The following is an 11,861-nucleotide window of genomic DNA, read 5'->3' on the forward strand; positions in this document are numbered from 1 at the left end:
AGCTTAAGTTTTAACCTTTGGTGTCCGTTTTCTTGGTCTTGCCGGGGTTGTGTGAGGGGGCTTGGCGGGCGTTTCGTGATCCTGGCGGGCGTCCTGGTCCGGGTCGGCTGAATTTCGGCGCGCCGGCGGGTGATCCCGCTGCCGGGCGAATCCGGCGAAATCCCCGCCGGACCCGGGCCGGCGACAGTCGTGCGGGTGCGGCGGGCGGGCGTTCCCAGGGGCGCCGGACGTCCTCGACGAGGCAGCGCGCCAGCCGGAGCTGGGCGTAGACCGCGATCGTCAGCCAGGTCCACCGGTCCGCTGCCTCGGGGGTCCGCAGGCGGGGCGCGGTCCACCCGAGGGTTTGCTTGAGGAACCGGAAGGTGTGTTCCAGGTCGAAGCGCCGCAGGAACGTCTGCCATAACCGGTCCACCAGTTCCGCGGTGGCCGCGGTGGCGGAATGCCACAGCCACAACGGTTTCGGGGCCGTGGCGCCGGGCAGCCGCTCGACCTGCAGCCGGATCACCGTGCCCTCCAAGATCGGGAGAGGGTCGTCGTGGCCGGTCCAGGCGCCGGTGCGGGTGAGCTTGGGGTGCAGCCGGTCCCAGGATCGGGCGTGCGCGGCGCCGTAGCGGGCGGTGTCGGCGGTCGTGGCGTGCGCCGGGGCAGGCCAGGTCGTCGGGTCGCCGAACACGAACCGGGCCCCGTGCCGGGCGCCGCGGCCCCGGGCGCCGGGCTGCCGGGGCGGCGCGGGGAAGGCCAGAACCCGGTCCGAGCGCATCCGCACCAGCACCCGGACCGGGAGGTCGGCCAGCAGGAACGCCAGACGGGGGCCGTCGTAGCCGGCGTCGCCGACGATCCAGATCTCGGGGTCGCCGGCCTGCCAGTGCCCGGCGGCGATCAGGGCGTCGATCACGGTGCGCAGCTGGGCGGCGGCCAGGGCGGTGCCCTCGTCGCCCGGGCGCGCGCGAAGCACGTCGAGCAACGCCGTCCACGACGTGCGGCCCGGTTCCAGCGCCGCGACGAAGGAATAGGGCCAGCCGGGGATCATCTGGGCCCGGCCCTTGCCTCGCGCGTAGGTGTGGCAGAACAGCCGGTCCGGGCTGGTGCCCGCGTCGGGCCGCAGCCAGTTGCTGATGTCGATGCCCAGCGTGATGCGGCCGTCGTCGCCGCGCGGGATCGCTTGGCGGGCCGCGACGTTGCGGAACCGGCCGACGTCGACCCCGCCCCGGTTCAGGCTGTCGTAGAGGCCGCCGTGACCGCGCCGGTGCTCAGGCTCCAGCGACAGCTCGACCAGCGAGCCCACCGGCCCGCCGGCGCACAGCACCGCGTCGGCCAGCTCGAACAACGCGTCCGCCCGCGCGGTCAGGCACCGGTAGAACTCCTGCCGGAACTCGGACAGGTCCCCCAGCGCGGTGGCCGCGCCGGCGTGGTGCACACTGTTCATCGAAGCCCTTGGTTGTGATCTTCCTTCTGTCGCAAGAAGAATGATCAACCAAGGGCTTCATCCATGATCAACCGGGCGCCCCCTCTGACACCCGGACCTTAAAACTCAAGCTCAGGTTCACCCCAAATGGTGGGCAGGGGCTTACGAGGGTTCAGGCAGCCGTTCGGAGCGATTGCTCGAAGTTGTGGGGACTGAGCATCCCGATAGCGGAGTCCCGCCGCACACTGTTGTAGTAACTGACCCATTTGTCAATCGCGGCAATGAGTTCTGTCTTCGTGGCATAGGCGTGCCGGTAGTAGTGCTCGTGTTTGAACGTCGACCAGAACGACTCCGCTGGGCTGTTGTCCTAGCAGATTCCGGTCGCGCCCATCGACCGGCGCAGGCCGTGCCGGAAGCACGCTTTCGCTGTCAGGTGCGCGGTGTACTCGCCGCCACGGTCGGAATGCAGGATCGTGCCACGGCATCTGCCGCCACGGGTGCCCACGGCGGCATCGATCGCGTCGGTGACCATCTCGGTGCCGATGTGGCCGGATATGCTGTAGCCCAACACTTTCCGGGAGTGTCCGTCCCGGATCGCGCACAGGAACATGTCACCCTGACCACACGTCAGGTACGTGATGTCGGTCAGCCAGACCGCGTCGAGCCGGCCCCGGTCGAAGTGCCGGCCGACCAGATCCGGCGGGAACGACGCGGCCGGATCGACCACGGTCGTCTTCACCCTGAACGTGCGCGGGCTGATGCCCTCCAGCCCGATCGAGGCCATGATCTTGGCGACGGTCTTCGCTGTGACCACCTCGCCCCGCTCACGCAGCTCGGCGGTGATCCGCGGCGACCCGTAGACCCCGCACGAGTCCTGGTGCGCCTGGGTGATCTTCACCTCGAGATCGGCTCGGCGTTGCTGCCGCGGCGTCAACACCGTTGCCGCCACACGTTTCACATGCGCGTAGTAGCCCGATGTCGACACGCCCAGCAACCGTGCCATACGCCGCACCGAGAACCGCGTTCGCTCAGGCGAGAGGGTGGTGCCGGCTAACTCGTCGGGGCCGGCGTACTTGGCCATCAGAGCGAACCGGGCCGGTTCTTCTGCATCGCGGCAAAGTATGCCGAGGCTTCTACCAGGAAGGCGTTGTCCTTCTCCAGCTCGGCCACCTGTCCGCGCAAGCGCAACAGCTCGGCCCGCTCGGCGGCCTCCAGAGGTTTGTCTCCGTGGACCTCGGCCGCAGTGACCCGTCGACGTTCGTCTTTGACCCAGACACTCAACATGCCCGCGTCGATACCCAGCTCGCGGGAAACCTCAGCGATCGTCCGGCCGGAATCGATCACGCGGTGAGCAGCCTCGACCTTGTACTCGGCCGTGTACGTCCGGCGCTTGCGAGGAGGCATGAGGACATCCTTTCAGCAGGACGACTGATCCTGCTAACTCGGTGTCCACTACCCGGGGTGAACCTCACGTACCCGTCGTACCTCTCCCACGGCACACGTCCTGACAACGCTCATCGCCTTCTCGCTCAGCAATACGGAGGTGTCCCGGGCGATGATATCGGGTCAGGCCGACATATTTCGCGTAGGCATCGTCGCTGAGCTGACCGCGAGTCTTGGACCATTGCGCGTAGCGATCGCGCCAGACACGTAGCCGGCGAACGCGCGCAGACTGAGCGACTACGCCGAGCTCCGCTGCCGTCCACCGTGCTGATCGTTCCTTGACTGTTGCCCATACAGTGCGCATATGGCCAGCTCACGGACTGCTTGGTGGGCCAAGGGGAAGCGTTGTGGCTGGCGTGCAAGATCGTCCTCCGACGCACGCCGTCGCTATCAGGCATCGACGCAGCGACATCATCTCGCGATCCGCACATCTCGCTGTGGGAGCATGTCGGCGACGACGCTCCGCGGCGGAGTTACCACCTGGCACCGACACCTCACGTGATGGGTTACGGTGCGTACGCGCGAGATGCTGAGGTTGAATTATGCCGGGCATACATCCTGCAATCGATTGGTTAGCGCCCTTGCGACCGCCTTCCGGCTTCGCGCCAAGGAGACCCGACCGCGATACGCACGCTCCCGCTAGCCCTGAGAGGTCTTCTCGACGCCGACTCCCCTGACGGATCAGCGGACGTATCGCCGCCGGACGGCACCCAGAGCGTGATCCAGCCAGACGAACCGCGATACCGACATCCATGATTCCGCATCCAAGGTGAGCCGATCCGCATATATTCATTGTTCTTCAAGCCAAGATCTGCGAATTTCGCGAAAATCAAACGAGCGTCACCCGTAAGCGTGAAATTTGTCGGCTCGCACCGATACCGTCTCCGCCATGAACGTCAATCCGGAGACCGTCCATGCCGAGCGGGAGCCTTCACTGATCGTGACCACTGCCGACGAAGTAGTAGCCACCTTCAAGGTCACCGAGGCGATGGAGAGGAAGTTCAAGAACTGGCATGACGACGAGTCCCGCTCTCAGGTAGTCGACCTCGTCACACGACACCGGACCGCCGAGCTTTACCGACTGACCCTCGACGACGTCCGTCGCGTGTGCACAAGCACCGATCACGCGCTGGGGAATGTCGAACGCAGGAAGGCCGAAAGCGTCGCTAAGGCCCGTGACTGGTGGCCGAAGTTCGCGTTCACCCACGTCATGCACCACTACCTCGAACAACAGCAGGAGCTGCCGACATGGCAGCACCTGCGCCAGTATCTCCTTGGCACCGACGAGGGGATGTTCTTGCTCGGAAACGACGCCACCGAGCTCAGCAACGAGCTCCTGCACGACGGCGTTCCCCAGGACCTCGCCAGGGACGCGATCCAGTGGCGAGTTGGCAACGCTTACTACAGCTTCCTGCGCGAGGTGTACACGATCGTCACACTCCGATCCCGAGGGCTCGACGTCCGTGTACATCCACTAGCCGACGCCCTGTTCCGGGTAGACGCCTGGATGGACAACACAGTGATCAGCCTGTTCGTCGAAAACGAGAACTACCGGCGACAAAAAGGTCTCCCTCCCACCGGCCGCAAGGACCGTCCCAGCGACCTTCTCCGCGGTGCCCTGCAACCGTTCCGGTTCTACGACATCGAGCTGGGCCGAGCGACCGCATGGGGAGAAGTCCACCTCCCCTCGAACACGATGCTCGACCGGGCGACCGCAGCCCTGCAGGCCGCTCGATCCCAGTCGGATCGGGGAACATCTGCCTTCGCCGGTATCGATCACGATCGACCCCAGGGTTCACAATCGGTCTAGGTGGCCCCATCTAGCGGCAAGGTCATCCCCGAGGTGGTGCCCAGCACCTTCGCGACCGCCCGTTCGGCCTGGTAAGCGCCGGGCCGAACGGGCGGAAAACAGGCTGACGACCACGGCATTGGACGCAGACCCGATAGCGTTCGCTGCTAAAATGATTCCCATCTTCATCGCATCGGCCTCAATGCATGCGGATGGTGCGGAAGTCGCCTCCAGGCAGACCGGACTTCCGCTCGGTTCGAGTCCGTATGCTGCCTTGAGCGGCAAGAGCCGTGCGGGATCTAGGCACCCTGAAGCGGCTGCTCGTGGGAAACGTAAGGTGAGTCCCGCAGACCGAGCACGCAGGAGGACACCATCATGGCGCACGGCGACCTGCTTCGTCGGCTGTTCGCCAGTCACGTGCGATCCGACGACGCGGCTTTCCGGCTGGCCGCCGGCGAGTTGATCGCGGAAGAACGTCGGAAGAACCACCGGCTGCTAGCCGATGAGCTCGAGCGCGAACTCAACACCGCAGTGCGGCCCGGTGCGTCGGCTCCTTTGACCTTCCGCGTTCTGCCGAAGAGCCGTGACGACCGGCCACTGCTGCGACTCGCGAAGCCAAAACATGAGCTGGCCAATCTCGTGCTCGCACCGTCCGTGCGGGCTCTCGTCGACGAGATCGTCAACGAGAATCAGTCACGCAGCGTGCTCTCAAGTCACGGGTTGCAGCCACGACGTCAGGTCATGATGATCGGGCTTCCGGGTACCGTACCGGCAAGAGTGCCACCGCGCACGCGATCGCCGCCGAGTTGAGTCTGCCAGCCGCGACCGCATCGCTAGCGGCGATCACGTCGTCGTACTTCGGTGACACCGCTCGGAACCTCGAAGCAATCGTCCAGTTCGCTGAGCAAACCCCCTGCGTGCTGCTGCTGGACGAGTTCGACGCCCTTGGCCAGGAACGCTCGCAACGGGGCGATCATGGCGAGATGCGCCGAGTTGTAGCCACCCTCCTCCAACTGCTGGACGACATGCACGGCGAATCGCTCGTCGTCGCGACCTCCAATCACCCGCAGCTGATCGACACGGCGGTGTGGCGCCGATTCGACGAGGTGATCATCTTCGACAAGCTCAGCGCGCCGCAGGTGGCCGAGCTCATCAGCCTCCGTCTTCGAGGTTTTCCCAGCTCGATCTCCGCTTCCGCTTGGGCGAAGAAGCTGATCCGACGCACGCCTGCGGAAATCGAGCTAGTCTGCTTCGATGCCCTCCGCAGAGCTGTCCTAACCGGGAAGCAATCAGTCGACAACGAGGCCATGACCAGTGCCTCCCGTCGTCTAGCTGAGCGCCTCACCGCGTTGGCCAGCGTCGATGAACCTGGAGAAACGGATTAGCCAATCCGGCTGATCTTGGCACCGGGCAGTATCGCTCGCTGCGTTGAGCAGGTAAGCCGGGAACCATGTCTCGTGCGCTCCAGCTCACGTTTGATGGTGGTCGCTCGCACGGCCACCTCAAGCTCGCTCGCGCATCGGACCCGCTCCCCAGGCGCAAGCCGAGCGGAGGCGGCGGTCGCGGCCCGACGTACCCGGATCCCCGAACACATGCACGCGACCTCGACCGGCAAGTCTCGTCGATCCGCGAGCGGCACAAAGCGCGCCAACCGGTGCTCGGCATCGATCCCGACCTCGTCGTCGTGATCGAATGCAACGACGCCCTCGCGAACCTCAGCGAGGCCCTGGAACGCGCTGGTCTGCAAGTCCTCGCGGCACGCGGCACGTCTGCGCTGGCAGCGTTCTCCGGCGACCCAGAAATGACGAGCTTCCTCGACCAGCGTGCCGCCTACGAATCCGAGACCACGCCCTCGGGCCACCCACGTTTCCAGCAACTCTTCGACGCGATAGACGTCATTCGCGCCCTTGAACCGTCCGATGTCATCGACGAGGACTTGGCGCAACGGATCGCCTCGGCCGAATCCAGCGACGCTCTGATCGTCGACTTCACCTGCTGGTGCACCGAGAACACTCCGGACAACGAGCGCCGCCACGAGGAGACAAAACGCGCTCTCGCTCGTGCCGGAGCCGCTGTCCTGGACAGCACTCGCCGTTTTGCGGTGGGCCTGTCTGTCATCCGCGCGGAGATTCCCTCGCCATTCGTCGTAGACGTCGTCCAAACTGAGCGAATCGCGCGCGCCTCACTCCTGCCGCGGCCGTTGCTCAGCCATCCGGAAGTCGCCCGCCGGACAATCAACCAGCTGCCGACGGTCCAGCCACCCCGGTCTGATGCGCCCATGGTCGCAATCATCGACTCGGGCATCCGGGCCAGTCATCCTCTGCTCGCGCCGGCGGTCTATGAAACATTCAGTGTGGCTTCCCAGTTGCCAGACGGCGGAGATGAATCCGGCCACGGCACGTTCGTAGCGGGTTTGGCTCTTTACGGTCCGCTGGAAAAACTGCTCGACGCAGGAGGAACGCTGCGACCGGCAGGCCGCGTGCTTGGCCTCCGGGTTCTCGACCATGAAAATGCGTTCCCCGACGCGAAGCTATGGCAGTCCCTGGTGGAGACAGCCCTTTCCACAGCAGCCGAACGTGGGGCCAAGGTGATCAATCTGTCGATCGGCGATGATCGGCATCCCTACCACCCGCCAGCTCCGGTCAACATCGCGGGCGTACTGGATAACCTCGTCCAGAAGCACGATCTCGTCCTCGTGGTCAGCGCTGGAAACACCGCACCCGGCGAACATCCGAGTTCGGAATACGCCCGCCACTTGGTTGCCGCCGACCAAACCGGCCTGCTGCCACCGGCGATGTCTGCGCTCGCGCTAACAGTCGGTGCACTAGTTCCCGACGAACATCAAGGGGCCCGTCCCGCGCGCGAATCCGTTTCCACAACACCGATCGGCAAGCCTGGACATCCCAGCCCGGTCACCCGCACCGGCCCTGGCATTGAGCAGGCGACCAAGCCTGAGCTGGTCGCACCGGGTGGAACGTACGTGTACGACAGTGACCGCAAGGCCGTCGACCAGCTCGGATCGGACAAGGCCCCGGTCCGCCTCGGCGGGTTGTACGCCCTGGAACGCCTGGCGCAAGACAATCCGGATCCGACCTTGCGCCAGACCATCGTCAACGTCCTCTGCGCGTACCTGCGGATGCCCCACGAACTGCCGGGCGACGCTCCCGACGCGAATGCCAACGCGGCAACTCATATCACCCATCGCGAGCTGCAACAGGAGCACCAGGTCCGCTTGACTGCACAGCGCATCCTCACCGCCCATCTCAACCCCGGCGACACCGAAGAACAGCCCCTTGCCACGTTCTGGCCTGACGTGGACCTCGACCTCACGGGTGCTGTCCTCACGGCCTTCAACCTCGCGGGATGCCACTTGCGCGCGGCCAAGTTCGACGAGGCGTGGTTTGAAGGCATTACCCACTTCAGCAGAGCACTATTCCAACACTCTGCAAGTTTCGGCGAAGCCGTGTTCACCGGTTTCGCCTTCTTCACCGAGACGAAGTTCACCAAGGCCTCATTTACTAAGTCGCAGTTCGCCGATGCCGCTTGGTTCGGCAAGGCCACCTTCACAGGAAACGCTTGGTTTACCGATACACGGTTTCTCAACGCCGCAGGATTCACCGATGCGCGGTTCAGAGGCCTGGCCTGGTTCAGCAGAGCGAGGTTCGAGGGCGACGCCGGGTTCAGCGGGTCTTCGTTCACCCATACTCCCGACTTCGACGACGCACTGTTCAATCGCCACGCCGAGTTTATCGGTACACAGTTCCCAAGAGAGCCCAAAGCTGAAGTCAGAACGTCCAGATCGCAGACATCGAGCCAGCGAAGCTGCTGGGCGCGGTTGGACGTGTCCCCAGCTGTCGCGCAGAAGCGGGCTTGGCCCGCGAGTTGGCGGATCAGAGATTCCACCGGCGGCTACCCTGACGGGTGGCACGACGGGCAATGGGCCCAAATTACCACAGCATTGATCAGCTATGAGAAAGACGACAGCAGCCGACGCACAGATCCGCCGACGAGATCCATTTGACCGTGAATGATGCATTGAGGCCTTCACGGCCCACGAGACCACACCCACGGACACCGCGCTGAACAGTCTCGAGTGTCGGACATAACCAGGGCTAGCACGAGATCGTGAGGTTCCCCCGGTGTGCCGGACACTCTGATCCTTGGCTTCGGCTTGGGGAAGGATGTTGTTGTGTCTGGTTCGTCGAGGTATCCGGAGGAGTTCCGGCGGGACGCGGTCGCGTTGGCGCGGTCGGCGTCGCGTCCGTTGGCGCAGGTGGCTCGTGAGCTGGGGGTGAATCACGAGACCCTGCGGACGTGGGTGCGCGCGGCCGACCGCGCCGAGAGCGCGGCCGCGGCTGGGGGCGACGCGGCGGAGCGGGAGCTGCGCGCGTTGCGCAAGCGGGTGGCGGAGCTGGAGAAAGAGAAGGAGATCCTGCGGAAAGCGGCCGCCTATTTCGCTCAGGAGATGGGTCGTTGACCCGCAGCTACCGGTTCATCTCCGCCCACCGCGACGCCTACGGCGTCGCCCGGCTGTGCCGTGTCCTCGGGGTGCGCCGCCCGGGGTTCTACGAATGGCTCGCCGCCAGCCCGGCGCGGGAGGAGCGGGCACGGGCCGAGGACCGGCTGGCCGGCGAGATCGCCGGGATCCACGCCGCCCACCGCGGCGCCTACGGCAGCCCGCGGGTCACCGCCGAGCTGCGGCGGCGAGGCCGAGCGGTCAACCACAAACGGGTCGAGCGGGTGATGCGCGAACAGCGGATCGCCGGGAACACCCGGCGCCGGTCGCGGTCGCTGACCCGGCCGAACAAGGCCGCAGCCGCGGTCCCGGATCTGATCGGCCGCGACTTCACCGCCGACGCGCCCGGGCAGCGGCTGGTCGGAGACATCACCTACCTGCCCACCGACGAGGGCTGGCTCCACCTCGCGACCGTGCTCGACCTGCACACCCGCGAAATCATCGGCCACGCCCTCGCCCCGCACATGCGCGCCGGACTCGTCTGCGACGCCATCGCCCTCGCCGCGGACCGCGGTCTGATCAATCCGGGCGCCGTGTTCCACTCCGACCGCGGCACCCAATACGCCTCCGCAGAATTCCGCGCCACCCTGACCGCCCACGGCATCCGCGCCTCGACGGGCAGAACCGGGTCCTGCTACGACAACGCCGCCGCCGAATCCTTCTTCGCCACCCTCAAAACCGAAATCGGCACCCGCACCTGGACCACCCGCCAGCAAGCCAGACGAGACGTCTTCGCCTACCTCGCCTACTACAACCACCACCGACTGCACTCCACCCTCGGCTACCGAACACCCCACGAAACCCGCACCAACTACCGTCCACGCAACACCCACGCAGCATAAAACCCGGTGACCGGCTCCCGGGGGAAACCTCACCCCCGCCGAACGCCTCGCTACACTCCTCACCAAAACCAGTTGAACCNCACCCACGCAGCATAAAACCCGGTGACCGGCTCCCGGGGGAAACCTCACACACTCACCCTTCGGGGTGCCCCGCCCCACCACCCGGGCGCAATGTCGCCCCCAGGCGACGAGCCGCCCCCGAACTACCGCCCCCGAACTACCGCCCCCGAACTACCGCCCCCGAACTACTCAGCCGCCATCCGCTCCCGAAGAGAACGGGGCCGCATATCCGTCCACACCTCGTCCACGTGCCGCATGCACTCCTCCCGGCTCCCCCGGGTCCCGTCGGCCCGCCACCCAGCCGGGACCTCCTTGTCCGCAGGCCACAGCGAATACTGCTCCTCGTCATTCACCAAAACCTGAAAAACAGCACTGTCGTCCATCGATTCTCCCTTTCACCATTCACTGACCGGAAGTCTCTTCAAGCTCACGAACCCGAGGCGCGGCAGGCAACCCCCGCAAAGTCCGGCTGAACGTCGTCGCCAAAGTGACCACCGCGATAGAGCCGGTACACGTCAACACAGCAGACACCGCGGGCAACGCCTCGACCAACCACCCGCCCAGCGCGGGCCCGGCGGCAGCGGCCAACCCGCCAGTCACCCCAAGCACTCCCCCGAGCCGCCCCCGCAGTCCGTCCGGGGTGGACAGCAACTGATAAGTAGCAATAGCAGTATTAGCCGCGGGCGGCAAAAACGCAACAGCCGCGAACAACGCCCCCATCACATATCCATTGTGGACGAACACGGCAAGCGGCGTCAGCACGGTCAAGGCCCAGAACACCCCGATGACCAGACCGTACGCGCTAATCCGCCGATGCAGATAAGGCGCGGCCAGCGACCCGAGAATCCCCCCGGCGCCCAACATCGCCGCCATCACGCCGATCTCCCCCGAGGATACCCCCCGCTCAGTGGCCAGCACAATGATCACGAGGTAATAAGCGGAAAAGAACAGGTTCAAACTGACCACGCACAAAACCGTCGCCCGCAACGGCGGCCGGGTCCACACCCACCGAAGTCCCTCGGCGATCTCCCGCCCCAGATGCTTCGGCGGCCTGTCCTCCGCCCGCTCCGGCCGCCGGGGCAACCGCACGAACAGCAACGACACGAACGCGAACACGTGCGCGACCACGTCGAAGAGGAACGGCACCGCCCGGCCCACCGCGAAGAGAAACCCGCCGAGCGCAGTCCCCGACAACTGCCCCGCACTGGTCCGGGCGGCATTCATCGCCACCGCGGAGGGAACCTGCTCTTCAGCCACCAACCGCGGCAGACTGGCCTCCTCGGCCGGCTCGAACAACGCCCGGCTCAACCCCATCACGACGGCCACCACGACGAGCATCCACACCTCCGCGGCGCCCCGGTACAACGCGAGCACCAACCCGCCCGCAGCGACCGCCTGCACTGCCTCGCACCCGAGCATGATCCGCTTGCGCGGCCACCGGTCCACCAGCGCCCCCGCGGGCAACCCGGCGACCAGCTGGCTGATCGCGACCGCCCCGAGCACCAGACCCGACTGCGCGGCCGACCCGGTGAGCGCCAGCACCAGCAGCGGAAAAGCGATGGTGGTCGTGCTGAACCCGGCCTCGGAGACGACCTGGCCGGTCCAGAGAAGCCGATAGTCGCGATTGCCCGCGATCCCGCTCATGCCCCTCCTCCCCCAGCTCCCTCAGGACGAGCCGCAGTGGCGCCCCCAGCGACGGAGCCCGGCTGACCGGCCCGCCGTGGCCAGTCGTGCCCGGCTGTCCGGCTCATCCTTCGTCCCTCCGACGGTCAGCGGCAGTGGCGGGCAACGCACCGGGCACGGCGA

General features: G+C 66.0%; 10 protein-coding genes and 1 pseudogene. 5 read left to right on the forward strand and 6 right to left on the reverse strand.

What is annotated here, in order from left to right; translation table 11 throughout:
• Positions 1 to 10: 10 nt before the first annotated feature.
• The 4 genes and pseudogenes from A4R44_RS22660 to A4R44_RS49195 all read right to left on the reverse strand — a co-directional run bounded on the left by A4R44_RS22660 (position 11) and on the right by A4R44_RS49195 (position 2,809).
• Positions 11 to 1,426 carry an NF041680 family putative transposase gene (locus A4R44_RS22660; protein WP_067584114.1) on the reverse strand — a complete coding sequence of 472 codons (1,416 nt, stop codon included), beginning with the start codon at positions 1,424 to 1,426 and terminating at the stop codon, positions 11 to 13.
• Positions 1,427 to 1,577: 151 nt separating this feature from the next.
• Positions 1,578 to 1,760 (reverse strand): annotated as a pseudogene (locus A4R44_RS52510) (integrase core domain-containing protein); the annotation flags it as partial.
• A gap of 12 nt (positions 1,761 to 1,772) precedes the next feature.
• On the reverse strand, positions 1,773 to 2,486 hold the full coding sequence (locus A4R44_RS22665) for an IS3 family transposase (protein WP_095213527.1): 714 nt from the start codon (positions 2,484 to 2,486) through the stop codon (positions 1,773 to 1,775).
• Complete coding sequence (locus tag A4R44_RS49195) at positions 2,486 to 2,809, reverse strand: transposase (RefSeq protein WP_067584117.1); 324 nt, start codon at positions 2,807 to 2,809, stop codon at positions 2,486 to 2,488. Before A4R44_RS49195 ends, A4R44_RS22665 begins: the two co-directional genes overlap by 1 nt.
• Positions 2,810 to 3,737: 928 nt before the next feature.
• Here A4R44_RS49195 and A4R44_RS22675 point away from each other — a divergent pair.
• The 5 genes from A4R44_RS22675 (at position 3,738) to A4R44_RS22700 (ending at position 9,995) form a co-directional block, all read left to right on the forward strand.
• The gene (locus A4R44_RS22675; protein WP_067584119.1) at positions 3,738 to 4,658 is read left to right on the forward strand and encodes a hypothetical protein; all 921 of its coding nucleotides are present in this window, start codon (positions 3,738 to 3,740) and stop codon (positions 4,656 to 4,658) included.
• 354 nt (positions 4,659 to 5,012) lie between these two features.
• Positions 5,013 to 5,447, forward strand: coding sequence for a hypothetical protein (locus A4R44_RS49200; RefSeq protein ID WP_067584122.1), 435 nt, complete (start codon positions 5,013 to 5,015; stop codon positions 5,445 to 5,447).
• A complete protein-coding gene (locus tag A4R44_RS49205) occupies positions 5,444 to 6,022 on the forward strand; it encodes an AAA family ATPase (protein WP_067584125.1) in 579 nt (192 codons plus the stop codon). The genes A4R44_RS49200 and A4R44_RS49205 overlap by 4 nt, the downstream gene beginning before the upstream one ends.
• Before the next feature lie 65 nt (positions 6,023 to 6,087).
• Positions 6,088 to 8,658, forward strand: a complete 2,571-nt coding sequence (locus tag A4R44_RS22690) for a S8 family serine peptidase (protein ID WP_095213528.1) — start codon at positions 6,088 to 6,090, stop codon at positions 8,656 to 8,658.
• A gap of 168 nt (positions 8,659 to 8,826) precedes the next feature.
• A protein-coding gene (locus tag A4R44_RS22700) for an IS3 family transposase (RefSeq protein WP_369805925.1) occupies positions 8,827 to 9,995 on the forward strand; the annotation gives its coding sequence in 2 pieces (ribosomal slippage) (positions 8,827 to 9,093 and positions 9,096 to 9,995; 1,167 coding nt in all).
• A gap of 245 nt (positions 9,996 to 10,240) precedes the next feature.
• Here A4R44_RS22700 and A4R44_RS22705 read toward each other — a convergent pair.
• The gene (locus A4R44_RS22705; RefSeq protein WP_067584135.1) at positions 10,241 to 10,438 is read right to left on the reverse strand and encodes an MbtH family NRPS accessory protein; all 198 of its coding nucleotides are present in this window, start codon (positions 10,436 to 10,438) and stop codon (positions 10,241 to 10,243) included.
• 19 nt (positions 10,439 to 10,457) lie between these two features.
• Entirely contained in the window at positions 10,458 to 11,699 is a 1,242-nt protein-coding gene (locus A4R44_RS22710; RefSeq protein ID WP_067584138.1) for an MFS transporter, read from the reverse strand.
• Between the last annotated feature and the right edge of the window lie 162 nt (positions 11,700 to 11,861).

The sequence above is a fragment of the Amycolatopsis sp. M39 genome, assembly GCF_001651785.1.
Taxonomy (GTDB): Bacteria; Actinomycetota; Actinomycetes; order Mycobacteriales; family Pseudonocardiaceae; genus Amycolatopsis; species Amycolatopsis rubida.